Consider the following 16,749-nt stretch of genomic DNA (forward strand, 5'->3'; position numbering starts at 1 on the left):
ATTGAAGTATGGGGAATAAGCCCATTGTAATTGGAATTGCTGGAGGGACTGGCTCTGGTAAAACTTCTGTAACAAAAGCAATTTATGATCAATTTAAAGGTCATTCAATTTTAATGATTCAGCAAGATTCTTATTATAGAGATCAAACGCATTTACCAATGGAAGAAAGATTGAAAACAAATTATGACCATCCATTAGCATTTGATAATGATTTGTTTATTGAGCATATAAACGATTTATTGCAATATAAAGCAATTGAAAAACCTGTATATGACTATACAATTCATACAAGATCTTCAGAAACAATCCCTGTAGAGCCAAAAGAAGTAATTATTTTAGAAGGTATTCTAGTGTTAGAAGACGAGCGTTTACGTGACTTAATGGATATAAAGATATTTGTAGATACGGATGCTGACTTACGAATACTTCGTCGAATACAACGAGATATAAAAGAACGTGGAAGAACAGTCGATTCTGTGGTAGATCAATATGTAAATGTTGTACGCCCTATGCATAATCAATTCTGTGAACCATCTAAGAAATTCGCAGATATTATCATACCAGAAGGCGGTCAGAACTTTGTGGCTATTGATTTAATGGCTACAAAAATTCAGACTATACTTGAAAGAGTAAGTGTATTATAATACGTTCATATGAGAGAATAATTCCTAAAAATAATTTTGGAAAGATGGAGAAGCACCCACTTCTTCATCTTTCTATATAAAAGAATGCGTTTTCATAAGTTGAATGTTTCATTAATTATTCTCATACACTGTTTGTACAACTACATTGTATAAACATATATTTAGAAGTTCTACATAAAAGAAACGGTGGATACTAAAAGGAGTGTACAAAATGGCTAACGAAAAAAAATTCCCTATGACTTTAGCTGGGAAACAAAAATTAGAACAAGAATTAGAAAATTTAAAAACAGTAAAGCGTGCTGAAGTAGTAGAGCGTATTAAAATTGCTCGTAGCTTTGGTGACCTTTCAGAGAACTCTGAATACGATGCGGCAAAAGATGAACAAGCATTTGTTGAAGGTCGTATTACAACTTTAGAAAATATGATCCGTAATGCTGAAATTATTACTGAAAATAATGATGCATCAGATACAGTAACTTTAGGTAAATCTGTAACTTTCTTAGAATTACCAGCTGGTGACGAAGAAACTTACACAATTGTAGGTAGTGCTGAGGCTGATCCATTTGAAGGTAAAATTTCAAATGATTCTCCAATCGCAAAAAGCTTATTAGGCAAAACTGTTGGTGAAGAAGTAACAGTTAATACTCCAGGTGGAGATATGCAAGTAAGAATTATTGCTGTTAAATAATTTGATTTGTTTAACAATTTAATTGTTTGAAAAAAGAACACCCCGTCTACACTGTAGATGAGGTGTTTTTTATATGCATAGACGGATAAAAGCCATATTAATTATAATTTCGTTACTATTTTCTTTAATCGTATACAGATGTTTAGATATTAGTGTACTTCATCAAAAGAATTTTGGCCCACAAAAGGTAAATTTAATCGAACGCAGTGTTGCTCAAAGAACATTTCAGTTTCGGATTGATAATGGACGTGGAAAAATACTTGACCGAAATGGAAAATTATTAAGTGCAGCTTATACTCCAAAAGTTATTTTATTTCCATTTTTAAAAACAATCGATTGGCCGATTGAAAAATTATCGTCGATTACAGGAGTACCGGTTGCTAAAATTAAAAATCAGTTTAATGGTAAAAAAGAACCTTTTACATTAGAAGGAATGACAAAAACACTAACATCTGAAAAAATTGATGAAATAAATAATTTACATGTTTCTGGATTAATTTCAATGTTGTCTCAAGACAAAGACGATAAGCAATTGGCAGAACACCTAATTGGAATAGCTAGAGAAAATAAAGAACAATATGAAAAACAGTATGAAAGTGATCGAGATTATAAGCCTAAAGAATTTGGGGTAATTGGTTTAGAAGCTCAGTTTGAAGATTTCTTAAAATCTGATGGCACATCTAATTTAATGCTTCACGTAGATAATTTAGGTAAACCGATGTTTGGAAATGAAGTAAAATATGCGAAACCTAGTAATCCATTTTATCCAGTTTCCCTTTCTACTACACTAGATAAAGATTTACAACAAATTTTAGAACAAGCTGTTGACCAAGCTAAACTTCAAAAAGGTGCGGCAGTGCTAATTGACGTAAAGACTAACAATTTATTAGCAATGGTTAGCCGACCAAATATGAATTTCCAAAATTTATTTTCTTCAAATGATAATACGGCGACTAATTATGCACTATTAGCTAGTACACCTGGTTCCGTCTTTAAAACAGTTGTAGCGGCTGCCGCAATAGATCAAGGAATTCTTAAAGAAAATCAAATGTATAATTGTAATAATAATCTAGTCGGTAAATACGAAGATGAAGAGAAAAAGCGAAAAGGTAATTTAACTTTTCAACAAAGTTTCTATGAAAGTTGTAATTACACATTTGGCCAATTAGGTAAGCAATTAACTTTAAAAAATAAAGATATGTTTCAAACATATTCTAAAAAGCTAGGTTTAGATGGCCCAGTAGGATGGACGGGACCTGTCTATCATGAGTCTAATTTTAGTCAATTTCAAAATGAAGGGAAACCAACTTATTTTGTAGGAAACTATTTAAGCGATAAGCTCTTAAATACATCCATTGGGCAGCAGGATGTGAAAGTATCCCCTTTAGCAGTAGCTAATATGATGGCTACCATTGCAAGAGGTGGAAGCCCGAAACAAGTAAAAGTAGTAGATTCTGTAGTATATAAAAATGGTACAGAAATGTTTAAATTCCCAGAACAGACATTAGCTGATGATTACCTAGCTCCAGATTCAATGCAACAATTAAGAGAGTTACTTCGAGGTGTAGTTACGGATGCGAAAGGAACGGGAAATCGATATACTAGTTTGCCTTACGCTTTAGCAGGGAAAAGTGGTACAGCGGAAACAAAAGTAGTAGATGGTAAAATAGTTGAACAAAACAAATGGTTTGCAGGTTATTTTCCATATGATAAGCCAAGATATGCATTCGCAGTAGTTAGTTTAAATGTTTCAAACGAAGTTACATCTACTTCTGACACTGTTACAAGTTTAATAAAATCTATATATAACTTTGATAAAAGCCACACAAAATAGCTATTTTTAATTAATTAACTCTATGTTAAAATAGGGAAAAATTAGTTGTTTTTGGAGGATTTTGTCAATGTCATCAATTGAACCAAACAAAAGGGTCCAAAAATTAAGACGAGTACGAAGAGGAAATTATTTTTACCGAATACTACTTATTCCACTTCTTTTTGGAATCATTTATTTAGGAATAAAAATAACTTTACCAATCATCAACCAACAAAAGATAGAGCCTAATACTGCAAAAGCTAAGATTACTACGATAGCTCAAGAACCAAAGCAAATGACAGATATACCGAATTTGTATCAAGCGAAATATCGTGAAAAAGTAAATGAGATTATTAAAGATTCAATAAATAATGAAAATATTATAGAATCGACTGTAAAAGAATGGACACCTAACAAAACTAGACAAGTTGAGCCTCACACAGTTCATTATAGTCATCAGTCTCAGGACTTTTATGAAATGGAAGAAGCAGTATCAAATGCGATTTCTTTAACAAAAGAAGATTATTCAGTTTGGCATATTGCTCAAGCATACGATCATCAAAGTATAAAAGTATACGTTGCCACAAACGACCTAAGCTATAAATATGTCGTATACTTACACTGGGTTGTAAAAGAAGGCTGGCTCCCTATTTTGGTACAAGAAGTAAAAGAGTTAAAGTATTAAAACGACAGGGAATTGCTAAAAAGTTTAGGTTTCTACAGGAGCTAACGGTAAGCTTACACCACATTGAAAGCGAGCTACAGTAGGGGAAATCAATATACTCCTTTTTAAGATTTAAAGTGTTTTTTGATGTACGCATTCTTAAAGATGAATGATATGTCTCTATATGGTAAAATGATTAAAGTTTGAAAGAGAAAGTAGGGAATTTAAAGAATGAAAATAGCTATTATTGGAGCAATGGAAGAAGAAGTACATGTATTACGTGATAAATTAGACAACCTGAGAAAAGAAGAAGTTGCAGGTTCAGAATATAACATAGGTACATACGAAGGAAAAGAAGTAATTTTATTAAAGTCTGGAATTGGTAAAGTTAATGCAGCAATGGCAACAGCAATTCTTTTAGAAAAATATCAGCCAGATGTTGTTATTAACACAGGATCTGCAGGCGGACTTCATACTGACTTAAATGTTGGCGACGTTGTTATCTCAACCGAAGTGCGTCATCATGACGTAGACGTTACCGCATTCAATTATGAATATGGTCAAGTTCCTGGTATGCCAGCAGCATTCCCTTCTGATGACAAATTAAAGTCTATCGCTAAAAAATGCGCTGAAAAAATTAATGGTATCCAAGTTGTTGAAGGATTAATCGTAACTGGTGATTCATTTATGAACGATCCAGTAAGAGTTGACTTCGTAAAAGAGAAATTTGGTGATCTGTATGCTGTAGAGATGGAAGCAGCTGCAATCGCTCAAGTTTGTTATGCTTTTAAAGTACCATTTGTTGTAACACGTGCATTGTCAGATATTGCAGGTAAGGAATCAAATATTTCATTTGATCAATTCCTTCATACTGCAGCTGTTAATTCAACATTAATGGTTGAGGAAATGATTAAAGCGTTATAAATCTTTTAAAGAAAGATGTCTTATAGGCATCTTTCTTTTTTTATTCAAATACAATTGAGTGAGTACTCACTTTTTGTTGACTGGCAATAAAAAGTGGATTAAGATAAAGATGTAAAGTGAGTACTCACTCATTGTGGGTACTATAAAAGAAATAGACTTGAACGGAGGAATAAGATGAGCAATGTTGTTCAAATCCAAAATGTTGACCGTTTATTTGGAAAAAGAGCTGTGCTAAAAAATATTTCAATGAACATTCAAGAAGGAGAGATTTTTGGTATTTTAGGCCCATCAGGTTCTGGTAAAACAACTTTAATAAAATTGATTGCTGGGATAGATAAAAGCTCAAAAGGAGAAGTGTTAGTTTACAATAATGAAATGCCTAATTTCACAGTCCTTCCGTCAATAGGCTATATGGGACAATCTGACGCTTTATATAGCGATTTAACGGGAGCTGATAATTTAAGTTTCTTTGGTGCGCTATATAATCTAAAAGGTAAAGAACTTAAGTCGAGAATTCAAGAAGTAGCTCAAATCGTTGGTTTAGAGGATTCATTAAACAAGCAAGTTAATCAATACTCTGGGGGAATGAAAAAACGACTTTCTCTTGCAATTTCAATCCTCCATAAACCTACATTACTAATCCTTGATGAACCAACAGTTGGAATTGATCCAGTACTAAGAAAGCAAATTTGGAATCAATTTTTTGAAATGAAAAAACAAGGTACTACGATAATAATTACTACCCATATCATGGAAGAAGCTGAAAAATGTGAACGAATCGGATTAATTAGAGAAGGAGAATTAATTGCTTTAGATACTACTGAAAATTTAATCTCGCTATCAAAAACAGGCAAAATCGAAGACCTATATTTTAATACCGAGGTGAGCTCATGAGAGTCTTTGCTATTTCTAAACGAATAATAAAACAATTTTTAAAAGATAGAAGATCTCTTGCAATGATTTTTGTTGCTCCTATCGTTTTATTGTTTTTATTTTCTTATATCTTAAAACAGGATGATACGAAACCAACTTTAGCTCTAGTAGATGCCCCTCCAGCATTTGAGCAAATTGTGAAAGATTATGCGAAAGTAAAAAATGTAAATCCTTCAGACATTGAAAATAAATTGAAAAATATGGATCTTGATGGTGCTGTCTTGTTTAAATCAGGAGAAATAGTTGTACAGTTTGAAGGGACAGATAAAGCAAGAACAACTGCAGTAATGGATGCTATTCAATCTGCAGTTAAGGAAAATACACCTTCTAATCTTAAAATTGTAATGGACCCAATTTATGGTAGTAAAAATATGGAATCATTTGATTCAATTGGACCAATTTTTATTGGATTTTTCTCGTTCTTATTTGTATTTATCTTATCAGGTATTTCATTTGTAAGGGAAAGATTAACAACAACACTTGAAAGATTACTTGTCACGCCAGTCAAAAGATGGGAAATAGTAGTTGGTTATATTTTAGGATTTGGATTTTTTGCTTTAATCCAATCGATCATTATAACAGTCTTTTCAATCAATGTATTAGATATGTATAATGTAGGAAGTGCATGGGAAGTCTGCGTAGTTAATATTCTATTATCTCTTACTGCTCTTACACTTGGAATGCTGTTATCTGCATATGCAAATAATGAATTTCAAGTTGTACAATTTATTCCAGTTATTGCTGTCCCTCAAATACTTTTTTCAGGTATTTTCTCAACGGCGTTTTTACCAAATTGGTTCAAATTTATCGGGGGTATTTTACCACTGACATATGGAGCAGAAGCTCTTAGAGGTATTATGATAAAAGGGCAGTCACTTTATGATGTTGTATATCAATTATTGATCCTACTTGGATTTTCAATATTATTTATTTCTTTAAATATAGTTGCTTTAAAGAAACAGCGTTCAATTTAAGGAGTGTTACCAATTAAATTAGAAGAGTTTTTTCCAGAAGAAAAATTACAAGAAATGAATGAAAAAGAAATAAAAATTCTTGAAGCTGCAATTGAAATATTTGCAGAAAAAGGTTTTGTTAGTACATCTACCAATGAAATTGCAAAAAAAGCAAATGTTGCTGAAGGTACTATTTTTCGTTACTTTAAAACAAAAAAGGATTTATTAAAAAGTATTATCAAGCCGACATTAGTAAAAACAATTGCTCCTTTTGAAATGGATCGTTTTTCTAAAGCAGTATTTCATTTAGAATACGAAACATTTGAAGATTTTCTTAATGCGCTTATTAAAAATCGTATGGAATTTGCAAAGAAAAATAAGGCAGCTGTAAAAATAATCATACAAGAAATTCCATTCCAAGACGATATGCAAGAAGAGCTAAAAAGACTCTTTAAAGATAAAATGTACCCTAAAGTAGCTATTGTATTACAATCGTTTATCGATAAAGGGCAAATAAAAGAACTACCGATTCCGACAGTACTAAGATTAATTATCTCAACTGTAATTGGTCTAGTTATCTCTTCAATCGTACTAGAAAATACGCCTTTTTGGAACGAAGAGCAGGAAATTGAACGTACGATTGAGTTTATTAAAAATGGTCTAAAATAACTAATAGCTGACATAGTGAAAACGTTCAAAGAAGAAAGGGATTTTAAATAATCTCTTTCTTTTTTTGTGTTGAAATATATACTGTTAATATTTTAGCAATATAGTTTTAGTAATAAAGCAAAAAGTGGAAATCAACAAGACAATACTTATTTTATTGACAAATTATACTTACTAATCTCTACATATACTGCCTTTAATTACCTTCACTTTTTTTGTATAAAGTATGTTAAAGTTATTAAGTCAACAAGAAGGGAAGGTGTAGTATTCGTGAATTTAAAAAAGCTACAGGCGAAGGTTAATGATTTTAAAACATTTGGAGCAATAACAACAGCATTGGCTACTTTTTTCTATATCGGGACTCTCCTTCCAAAGGACGGATTAACCCAACATAAAATATTAATAGTCGAGAGTATCGTTTTTACTATGCTAATTTTTGCATTAGGTTTCTTTTTGACATCCAATCATTTTAAACGCAAAATGCAAAAAGAAGAGCAAGCATAAAACCACTAAAAATGAATTCACTCCAATTGTTAGATCTGACTAACAATTGGAGGTCATATTCATCTTTAGTGGTTTATTTTTTATCTTTTTTCTTTTCTTTTTCAGCTCTTAAAAACTCGTGGTACATTTTCATTAAAGCACGTTTTTCAATTCTCGAAACATAACTTCTTGAGATTCCTAATTTCTTTGCGATTTCACGTTGAGTTAGTTCTTTATCCATATCAATACCAAACCGTTGAATAATTACATCCTTTTCTCGGTCGTCTAGAATCTTAATATATTGCTTGATTTTTTCTAATTCCATATTAAGTTGAATTTGATCAACTACATCTTCTGTCTCAGTTTTTAATATGTCTAATAGTGAAATTTCATTGCCTTCTTTATCTTGGCCTATCGGATCATGAAGGGAGACATCTTTTTTTGTTTTCTTTAGAGCACGTAAATGCATAAGTATTTCGTTTTCAATACATCTAGCAGCATATGTGGCTAATTTTGTTCCTTTACCTTGAACAAAGCTCTCAATTGCCTTTATTAAACCTATTGTTCCAATCGAAATTAAATCTTCAGCATCTTCTCCGGTATTTTCAAATTTTTTGACGATGTGAGCAACGAGTCTTAAATTATGTTCAATTAATAAATTACGTGCTTCACCATCTCCATTTGCCATACGATTTAAATAGAGCGTTTCTTCGGCTTGTGAAAGAGGTTGAGGGAAGGCATTATTTTTAACATATGAAACAAACACAAACACTTCTTTTAAGAAAAGACTTAAGGCGGTAAATAAACCAGGCATATAATCACTCCTAAGGAAGGTAAGGTTAGTTGTTATTTATATATTTATGTAATGTACAAATTCTGTGTGTCTGTACCATAAAAAAAATGTAAGCAATGTAAAAAAAATGTTGAAAATAGTAAGCGCTACCATTCCAATAATGATGTATCTTTTTTAAAATCGTTACATATTCTAGAAAAAAATGCATTGACAGCCTATTTAAAAGTGCTTTATAATCCTCATTAATAACTTTTTTAATGAATCTTTTGACAATTAAATATATTGTGTTGATAAGGGCACAGTAGGCATAACTTCCCTGTTTAAGAGAGCTGACGAAGGCTGCGAGTCAGTACATAAGGTATGCTGAATTACATTCTTGGAGCAATTTCTATTTCATTTAATGAAAATAGAAACGGTCATTTTGATCGTTAACAAAATGAAGGTGGTGAACAGATTTTTTGTTCACAACTAGGGTGGTACCGCGATTAATTAATTCGTCCCTACTGTTTATTCAGTAGGGACTTTTTGTTTTCATTTTTTACATACTTACTTTTTGATGAAAGAAGTAGTATTGGAATATTAATTTTAAATTTTGAGGAGGAAAAAGAAATGAGTACAAACAATGAGTTAGCGCAATTACGTGATAAGGTTGATGAGATTAATTTAAAAATCGTTGAATTATTAAACGAGCGTGGAAAAGTTGTTCAAGAAATTGGTCAACAAAAGATTAAACACGGTATCAAGCGTTTTGATCCAGTTCGTGAGCGTGAAGTTTTAGATATGATTGCAAATGTGAATGAGGGCCCTTTTGAAACTTCAACTTTACAACATATTTTCAAGACGATCTTCCAAGCGAGCCTAGAGTTACAAGAGGATGATCATAGAAAAGCTCTTTTAGTATCAAGAAAGAAAAAGCCTGACAACACAATCGTAAGAGTAAAAAATGAAATCCTTGGTGACGGCTCTCAATCATTTATTATGGGGCCATGTGCAGTTGAAAGCTATGAACAAGTACGTGCAGTAGCACAAGCAATGAAACAACAAGGTTTATCAATGATGCGAGGCGGTGCATTTAAACCTAGAACTTCTCCATATGATTTCCAAGGACTTGGATACGAAGGACTACAAATTTTAAGAGAAGTTGCAAATGAGTTTGATTTAGCTGTTATTAGTGAAATACTAAATCCAAATGATGTTGAAAGAGCTTTAGAATATGTTGATGTTATTCAAATCGGTGCACGTAATATGCAAAACTTTGATTTACTTAAAACAGTTGGTCAAGTAAATAAACCTGTTTTATTAAAACGTGGACTTTCAGCAACAATTGAAGAATTTATTAATGCAGCAGAGTACATTATTTCGCAAGGGAATGACCAAATTATCCTATGTGAAAGAGGAATTCGTACGTATGAGAAAGCTACACGAAATACATTAGATATCTCAGCTGTACCCATTCTAAAGAAAGAAACACATTTACCAGTTGTAGTCGATGTTACACACTCTACCGGCCGCAAAGACTTACTATTACCGGCAGCAAAAGCAGCTCTAGCAATTGGAGCGGATGCAGTAATGGCTGAAGTACATCCTGATCCAGCAGTTGCTTTATCAGATTCAGCTCAACAAATGAATATCCCACAATTTGAAGAATTTATGTTTGAGTTAAAAGACTTCCGTGCAAAACTTCAATCATAAATAATATTACTTAATGAAGGATAGGCGGTGAATGCCTTGAAAAAGAACGTCCTTTTAATTGGAACAGGATTAATCGGAGGCTCAATTGCCTTGGCAATAAAAAAAGTTCATGATGTAAATATAATTGGATATGATATAAATGAAAAACAACTTGAAATTGGTAAAAGAATTCAAGTTTTAGATGAAATCTCGGTACAGCTTAAAGACTGTGCCGAGAAAGCTCATCTAATCATTTTTTCTTGTCCTGTAGAGGAGTCAATAAAATATATACATATTTTAAGTGAATATGAACTAAAGAATGATGTCATATTAACTGATGTAGGTAGTACGAAAAGTGAAATTATGAGGCATTCGAAGACTCTTACAGATAAAGGATATTGCTTTATTGGAGGTCATCCAATGGCAGGCTCGCATAAAACTGGCATCGAGAGTGCAAAAGTTCATTTATTTGAAAATGCATATTTTATTTTGACACCAAGTGAAAATACTCAAATTGATCAAATTGATGAATTAAAAGAATGGCTTAAAGGAACAGGTTCACATTTTGTTGTAATTGATGAAGAAACACATGATCAAATCACTGGAGTGGTAAGCCATTTTCCACACCTAATTGCTTCTAATCTTGTTAAGCAAGTTAAATCTTACTCGAAGAATGAGCCTTTAGTAACAGCCCTAGCTGCCGGAGGGTTTAGAGATATTACTAGGATTGCATCAAGCAGCCCAAAAATGTGGACTGACATTGTGATTCAAAATAAGGATACATTACTTTCATTAATTTCGAATTGGATTGATGATATGAAACAAATGTATCAGCTTGTTGAAAGCCAGGATAAAGAAGATATCTTTCATTATTTCAAGGAATCAAAAGATTTTAGAGACAATATGCCAGCAAAAGCTAATGGTGCCATCCCAAGTTATTTTGATTTGTATGTAGACGTTTTAGATCGAGTCGGTGAGCTTGCTAACATCACGACAATCTTATCGATTCACCAAGTAAGCATTACGAATCTACGGATAATTGAATCACGTGAAGGATTACCAGGTGTACTAAGAATAAGCCTTCAAACAGAAAATGACAGAGAGAAAGCTGAAAAATTCTTAAATGTTAATGGTTATGAGACGTATATTGTTTCATAAAAAATTTCAGACTTATTTACACATTAAAAGCACTTTTGATGGTGCTTTTTTTGAGTTAAATAGAGCAACGAGATCAAGTTCTCCGCTAGTTTGCCAAGCCTCTCTGACATTTCAAATAAAAATGAATAGTCAGTCTCTTTTATGTACCAATTTTCTGAACTTTATATTATAATTTAGTAGGTTAGGTTTTTAAATCGTTAAACATGGAGGGATATCAATGTCTCAGTTTGAAAAATCATTAGAAAAATATGCTGAACTTGCGGTAAAAAGTGGTATTAATATCGTACCAGGACAAACATTACAAATAAATGCACCAATCGGAGCTGTAGAATTCGTTCGTAAAGTTGTAAAATTCGCTTACGAAGCTGGAGCTAAAAATGTAAACATCGATTGGAATGATGATGTAATTACTCGTACTAAATATGAACTAGCTCCTGAAGAAGTTTTTGGAGAATTCCCAGGCTGGAAAGTAACAGCTATGGAAGAATTAGCTGAAAATGGGGGTGCTGTTTTATCAGTAATCTCACCAAATCCAGAATTATTAAAAGGTATTGATCCAAAACGTATTGCAACTTTTAATAAAACAGCTAGCAAAGCACTACATAATTATCGTGAATACATGATGGCTGACCGAATTCGTTGGTCAATCGTTGCTATTCCATGTGTTGAATGGGCTGAAAAAGTTTATCCAAATGAATCTATTGATAAAGCGATGGAATTACTTTGGGACTCAGTATTTAAAATTTGCCGAGTAGACAATGAAAATCCAGTTGAAGCTTGGGTTAAACATAACGATTTCTTACAAGAAAAAGTTGTTCAATTAAATGACAAACGTTACAAAACATTACACTACACAGCACCTGGTACTGATTTGAAACTAGATTTAGTAGATAATCATGTATGGAAAGGTGGCGGAGCGAACAGTGAAGATGGAAAATGGTTTAATCCTAATATTCCAACTGAAGAAGTTTTCTCTATGCCACATAGCCATGGTGTAAATGGTACTGTTAAAGCGACTTTACCATTAAATTACGGTGGAAATTTAATTGAGAACTTCTCATTAACATTTAAAGATGGTAAAGTTGTCGATTTCACAGCTGAAAAAGGCTATGATACTTTACAACACTTATTAGATACTGATGAAGGCGCACGCCGTTTAGGTGAAGTAGCATTAGTACCACATGATTCACCAATTTCAAATACAGGTTTAATTTTCTTCAACACATTATATGATGAAAATGCTTCTTGCCACTTAGCATTAGGTAAAGCATATCCAAACAATATGAAGGATGGAGAAAAATTACCTTCAGAAGAGCAAGAGAAATTAGGAATCAACCAAAGTTTAACTCACGTTGATTTCATGATCGGATCAGCGGAATTAAACATCGATGGAATTAAAGAAGATGGTACAGTTGAACCAATCATGAGAAATGGTAACTGGGCATTTTAATAGTAAATAAAATAGAAGGGGTGTCTCGGAAAGATATTTTCCAGACACCCCTTTATTTTATACTTTTTTTTAAATTGTTTGAAATTGATCGTTACTTCTTAAAACCGTTATAAAACCATCTAATATTGCATGACTAACAGAGAATCCCTTACGTTTATAAAATTCTAGAGCGTCTTCATTTCCATTTGAAACATAGATAAAATAATCCTCTACATCATCAAATTGTTTAAGCCAGTTCATTGACATTTTAAATAGTACAGAGCCTACTCCGTATTTTCTATATTCTTCTTTTATGTAAAATTGAGATAAACATCCAACATTCTTTTTATGGACTGATGAAAGGTCAAAAAAAGTTGCAAATTCACTTGAGTATACTTCTTTTGGAGAAATATTTGAATAAACGTAACCAACGATTTGATCTTCATCTTTCACGATAACAATATAATTATGTATAGCTTTTTTTACTGAAGGAACCATACGTGTATCGAAATTCATACTATCAAACAACTCTGGTTTTATCTTCGCTTTTGCCTTCTGAAAAGTCATTAATTCATTACATAAATCTCTACATAGTTCAATTTGATCCTCGTCAATCACTTCATAAGTTAAATTCATCTTGTCACCCCTCATTATAATTGATTTTTTAGCTTTAAATAAATTTCGTACGATTTAATTTTAATATATAAGTTCTTGAAAACAAATGAAAATAATAAGTTGAACCGTTTTTGGTATATAATGGAAGTGTCATCCAGAATCAATTCATCATTCTACACATAAAACAAATGGAGGATGAGAAAATGGAAAATCTTAAGTATGAGTTTTTTATTGGAGCAAAACCAGAAAAAGTGTGGAACATATTTGTTTCGCCAGAAGGAACTAAGGCTATCTTTTTTGGTTGCATTTTAAAATCAACATTTGAAGTTGGAGCACAATATGAATATATTGGACCAGGAGAAGCAGGAGACCATACAGTGCATGTTTATGGTGAAATCCTAGCATTTGAGCCTCACAAAATGATGAGTTATACAGAACATCCTGGCCCAGTTTACCGCGAAAATCATGCTGAATTAGAAACTAGAATTACACTTACACTTGAAGAGATTGGTGAATGCACAAAATTAACACTAGTTAACGACGAATGGCCAGAAAATCACCCTTCATATGAAAATACGAAATCTACCTGGCCAATGATTTTAAGTAATGTAAAAACATATGCAGAGACCGGTAAAACATTAGATTTTGGTTGGTAAAATTGAAAAAAATAAAAAAACCTCTGGGATCAGAGGTTTTTTACATTCCATTTTATCCGTTTATCTAAAAATATGAAAACCGACATATGCACTACAAATACTAATAATAGTAGATAAAATGATATAAGATAACGCAGTTTTATACTTTTTTGCAAGTAATAATTGAATCGATTCGTAACCAAATGTAGAAAAGGTTGTAAACCCACCTAATATTCCTACTCCAACAAACAGCCACATTGTAGTAGAAATGGATTTATCGAGATATAAATGGTTTATTAAACCTAAAATAAACGATCCGAGTATGTTTATAACGAAGGTTCCAAAAGGAAAATTTGTTTTAATTCTTTTATTAACATAGTTTCCAAGGGCATAGCGAAAAATTGCTCCGATTCCCCCACCTATTCCAACAATAACAATCATGATGAGGTTTCTCCTTTTACTTTATTGAATTTCTCAGCCACTTTAAAACCAAGATACGCCAAACCTATTCCTATAACTAAACTTGAGATGATATAGACTAAACTTACTAGTAATTTTTTTTCATCTATCAGAGCTACATTTTCAAGTGAAAAAGTAGAGAATGTAGTGAATGCTCCAGTAAATCCTGTTCCGATTAGTAAAGTATATTCAGGTTTTAATTTAACTTTAGCCATCGGTAAAAAGAAACCTAAAAAGAAGCATCCAATGATATTAATTAAAAATGTTTGAATTGGAAATCCATTTGAAAGTGGATGGATTGATAGACTTATTATGTAACGAAGAATTGCGCCAAAAAATCCTCCGATTAGTATAAATAAATAATTCATAATACACCTCATAAATACAATATAAAAACGCCCATAGGAGCGTTTTTTTTGTTAGTTTACAATAAAAAAAGCGATAATTGAAACTAAGTTATTTAAAAAATGGGCAAAAATCGTAACTTCGATTTTTTTTGTTTTGATATAGATAATACCAAAAATTAGACCAGCTAAAGAATAAGATAGTAATGCATAGATTGAAAAACCAGCAAGCATATGCAATAAACCAAACCCAAAAGAACTTACAATTAATCCAATGATCGGAGCGTTTTTAAAAATAGAACCAATAATTAACTTACGTGTAATCCATTCTTCTTTAATTGGTGCAAGAATTACCGCAGATATAATCATAAGGACTGGATTAGTCCGCAATAAGCCTTCCACTGCTTTTTGATTATCTGGAGTAGCAATTGAATAATTGAAATGTTGAAAAATAACATCAAGAAGATGTGAAGAAGCCATAAGCACAACATATGCTCCTAAAACGATTACAACGTCAATCACATTTATATTTATTCGTCTTAAAGTTAGAAGTCCTTTTTTCTTCGTATAATAATAAAGCCATAATAAGCTGAGGACACCAAAAATTGAATCCGAATAAATTGATACGGTATTTACAAGATTATCAAATTGTTTTTCAGTAAGATTTATATCCGCAACACTAACAAAAATCATACCCCATATTGAAGCAATCAAGATTAGTAAGTTTAAACCAACAATAAATATTAAAAAATAGTAGCCAAGGGTTTTTAAGGCGGACTTACGTTCATTCGGAATATTTTCTGGAATGAGTGTTTTATAGTTTAATTCATTATCCAAATCGGCTCCTCCAATTTTTTGATCTATGTCCACAAACTTTCTAATTTACATTTATACTAACATATCCTATTTTATCTTAAATTTAAAGCTGAAAGAACTAGAAATAGAATAAATGAGTCTAATTATTTTAAAACCTTTGTTATTTAATATATGAAAGATTGAGTGCATTATATGATAGTTGAAAAGTTGTCCTTATAATATGAACAAAAGTACACAAAATGCTCTAATAATCGTATTTATCTTTGTACAATAGTTGTTCGTGTCATCATATATAATAAGGTATTTCATTTTTCAGTTTTGCTTCAAATAAAAAACAAGGTATGTTAATATACCTCGTTTTTTATTACTAAAGTTTGATTTTACGAATACTAGGAAAGAAAAGAGAGCCTAGCCTTAGTTTTACTTTATTCAATTAAGCTGTTCAACTTGATCTCTAATCATCTCCATTTTATAGTCTAATGAATTTACAGTTGCAGAAGCTTCATTCAAACTTTCGATAATTGCTTTTGGAACCTTTTTATTGTATTTATAAAAAATCTTGTGTTCAAGGCTTGCCCAAAAATCCATCGCAACCGTTCTAATTTGGATTTCCACTTTTACTCTTTTCGTTTCAGAAGCAAGGAAAATTGGAATTTCAATAATCATATGAAAGCTTTTATAGCCATTTGGTTTTGGGTTTTTTATATAATCTTTTATTTCTATTATATAAATATCGTCTTGTTGTTTTAATAGTTCATAGATCATATAAATATCACTAATAAATGAACAACTAATACGAACTCCAGCTATATCACTCATATAATTTTCCAGATTATATTGTGTTAGTTCTAAACCTTTTCGCTCAAGTTTTTCTATTATACTGTCAGGTTTTTTTAAGCGTGATTTTACGTGTTCAATTGGATTATGATTATGAGTTAAAGTAAATTCTTCATTTAAAATTCTAATTTTAGTATTGATTTCATCTAACGCAAATTTATATATTAAAAGTGTGTTAGTCCATTCACCTAAGCTTTGATCTTTCAACATAGGCAACCTCCTAA

Annotated in this window: 19 protein-coding genes and 1 other annotated feature; of the genes, 13 read left to right on the forward strand and 6 right to left on the reverse strand. The window is 31.8% G+C overall.

Features of this window, described 5'->3' with window-relative positions; all coding sequences use genetic code 11:
- Positions 1 to 8 precede the first annotated feature (8 nt).
- The 9 genes from udk to EP747_RS01015 all read left to right on the forward strand — a co-directional run bounded on the left by udk (position 9) and on the right by EP747_RS01015 (position 7,789).
- Complete coding sequence (gene udk, locus EP747_RS00975; RefSeq protein WP_129688117.1) at positions 9 to 644, forward strand: uridine kinase; 636 nt, start codon at positions 9 to 11, stop codon at positions 642 to 644.
- A gap of 211 nt (positions 645 to 855) precedes the next feature.
- Positions 856 to 1,332 (forward strand): transcription elongation factor GreA, encoded by a 477-nt coding sequence (gene greA / locus EP747_RS00980; protein ID WP_097979017.1) that lies wholly within the window; start codon positions 856 to 858, stop codon positions 1,330 to 1,332.
- 73 nt (positions 1,333 to 1,405) lie between these two features.
- Complete coding sequence (locus EP747_RS00985) at positions 1,406 to 3,166, forward strand: peptidoglycan D,D-transpeptidase FtsI family protein (RefSeq protein ID WP_129688118.1); 1,761 nt, start codon at positions 1,406 to 1,408, stop codon at positions 3,164 to 3,166.
- Positions 3,167 to 3,233: 67 nt separating this feature from the next.
- Positions 3,234 to 3,830 carry a YrrS family protein gene (locus tag EP747_RS00990; RefSeq protein WP_129688119.1) on the forward strand — a complete coding sequence of 199 codons (597 nt, stop codon included), beginning with the start codon at positions 3,234 to 3,236 and terminating at the stop codon, positions 3,828 to 3,830.
- Positions 3,831 to 4,040: 210 nt separating this feature from the next.
- Complete coding sequence (gene mtnN, locus EP747_RS00995) at positions 4,041 to 4,733, forward strand: 5'-methylthioadenosine/S-adenosylhomocysteine nucleosidase (protein ID WP_097979014.1); 693 nt, start codon at positions 4,041 to 4,043, stop codon at positions 4,731 to 4,733.
- A 174-nt stretch (positions 4,734 to 4,907) separates the two neighbouring features.
- Positions 4,908 to 5,627: an ABC transporter ATP-binding protein gene (locus EP747_RS01000; protein ID WP_129688120.1), complete on the forward strand. Its 720-nt coding sequence runs from the start codon at positions 4,908 to 4,910 to the stop codon at positions 5,625 to 5,627.
- Positions 5,624 to 6,640, forward strand: a complete 1,017-nt coding sequence (locus EP747_RS01005) for an ABC transporter permease (protein WP_129688121.1) — start codon at positions 5,624 to 5,626, stop codon at positions 6,638 to 6,640. Before EP747_RS01000 ends, EP747_RS01005 begins: the two co-directional genes overlap by 4 nt.
- A gap of 3 nt (positions 6,641 to 6,643) precedes the next feature.
- Positions 6,644 to 7,288 carry a TetR/AcrR family transcriptional regulator gene (locus EP747_RS01010; RefSeq protein WP_129688122.1) on the forward strand — a complete coding sequence of 215 codons (645 nt, stop codon included), beginning with the start codon at positions 6,644 to 6,646 and terminating at the stop codon, positions 7,286 to 7,288.
- Positions 7,289 to 7,555: 267 nt separating this feature from the next.
- Complete coding sequence (locus tag EP747_RS01015; RefSeq protein WP_165346760.1) at positions 7,556 to 7,789, forward strand: YrhC family protein; 234 nt, start codon at positions 7,556 to 7,558, stop codon at positions 7,787 to 7,789.
- 73 nt (positions 7,790 to 7,862) lie between these two features.
- Here EP747_RS01015 and sigK read toward each other — a convergent pair whose 3' ends face one another.
- Positions 7,863 to 8,582: an RNA polymerase sporulation sigma factor SigK gene (gene sigK, locus EP747_RS01020; protein ID WP_069035122.1), complete on the reverse strand. Its 720-nt coding sequence runs from the start codon at positions 8,580 to 8,582 to the stop codon at positions 7,863 to 7,865.
- Positions 8,583 to 8,839: 257 nt separating this feature from the next.
- Positions 8,840 to 9,066, forward strand: a binding site (T-box leader).
- 104 nt (positions 9,067 to 9,170) lie between these two features.
- On the opposite strand from sigK, the gene EP747_RS01025 reads away from it, so the two are divergent.
- From EP747_RS01025 to EP747_RS01035, 3 genes are all read left to right on the forward strand, one after another.
- Positions 9,171 to 10,253, forward strand: coding sequence for a bifunctional 3-deoxy-7-phosphoheptulonate synthase/chorismate mutase (locus EP747_RS01025; RefSeq protein WP_129688124.1), 1,083 nt, complete (start codon positions 9,171 to 9,173; stop codon positions 10,251 to 10,253).
- A gap of 36 nt (positions 10,254 to 10,289) precedes the next feature.
- Positions 10,290 to 11,390 (forward strand): prephenate dehydrogenase, encoded by a 1,101-nt coding sequence (locus tag EP747_RS01030; RefSeq protein ID WP_129688125.1) that lies wholly within the window; start codon positions 10,290 to 10,292, stop codon positions 11,388 to 11,390.
- Positions 11,391 to 11,607: 217 nt separating this feature from the next.
- On the forward strand, positions 11,608 to 12,840 hold the full coding sequence (locus EP747_RS01035; RefSeq protein ID WP_129688126.1) for an aminopeptidase: 1,233 nt from the start codon (positions 11,608 to 11,610) through the stop codon (positions 12,838 to 12,840).
- A 69-nt stretch (positions 12,841 to 12,909) separates the two neighbouring features.
- Here the strand turns inward: EP747_RS01035 and EP747_RS01040 are convergent, their stop codons facing one another.
- Positions 12,910 to 13,455: a GNAT family N-acetyltransferase gene (locus EP747_RS01040; RefSeq protein WP_129688127.1), complete on the reverse strand. Its 546-nt coding sequence runs from the start codon at positions 13,453 to 13,455 to the stop codon at positions 12,910 to 12,912.
- 182 nt (positions 13,456 to 13,637) lie between these two features.
- Between EP747_RS01040 and EP747_RS01045 the strand changes: the two genes are divergently transcribed.
- Positions 13,638 to 14,090 carry an SRPBCC family protein gene (locus EP747_RS01045; RefSeq protein WP_129688128.1) on the forward strand — a complete coding sequence of 151 codons (453 nt, stop codon included), beginning with the start codon at positions 13,638 to 13,640 and terminating at the stop codon, positions 14,088 to 14,090.
- Between the two features lie 60 nt (positions 14,091 to 14,150).
- On the opposite strand, the gene crcB (EP747_RS01050) is transcribed toward EP747_RS01045, so the two are convergent.
- From crcB (EP747_RS01050) to EP747_RS01065, 4 genes are all read right to left on the reverse strand, one after another.
- The gene (gene crcB / locus EP747_RS01050) at positions 14,151 to 14,510 is read right to left on the reverse strand and encodes a fluoride efflux transporter CrcB (RefSeq protein ID WP_129688129.1); all 360 of its coding nucleotides are present in this window, start codon (positions 14,508 to 14,510) and stop codon (positions 14,151 to 14,153) included.
- Positions 14,507 to 14,896 carry a fluoride efflux transporter CrcB gene (crcB, locus tag EP747_RS01055; protein WP_129688130.1) on the reverse strand — a complete coding sequence of 130 codons (390 nt, stop codon included), beginning with the start codon at positions 14,894 to 14,896 and terminating at the stop codon, positions 14,507 to 14,509. The genes crcB (EP747_RS01050) and crcB (EP747_RS01055) overlap by 4 nt, the downstream gene beginning before the upstream one ends.
- Positions 14,897 to 14,947: 51 nt before the next feature.
- The gene (locus EP747_RS01060) at positions 14,948 to 15,709 is read right to left on the reverse strand and encodes a CPBP family intramembrane glutamic endopeptidase (protein ID WP_129688131.1); all 762 of its coding nucleotides are present in this window, start codon (positions 15,707 to 15,709) and stop codon (positions 14,948 to 14,950) included.
- A 408-nt stretch (positions 15,710 to 16,117) separates the two neighbouring features.
- A complete protein-coding gene (locus tag EP747_RS01065) occupies positions 16,118 to 16,735 on the reverse strand; it encodes a GTP pyrophosphokinase (RefSeq protein WP_129688132.1) in 618 nt (205 codons plus the stop codon).
- Positions 16,736 to 16,749: the final 14 nt, after the last annotated feature.

It is taken from the genome of Gottfriedia acidiceleris (assembly GCF_004138285.1).
GTDB classification, from domain to species: domain Bacteria; phylum Bacillota; class Bacilli; order Bacillales; family Bacillaceae_G; genus Gottfriedia; species Gottfriedia acidiceleris_A.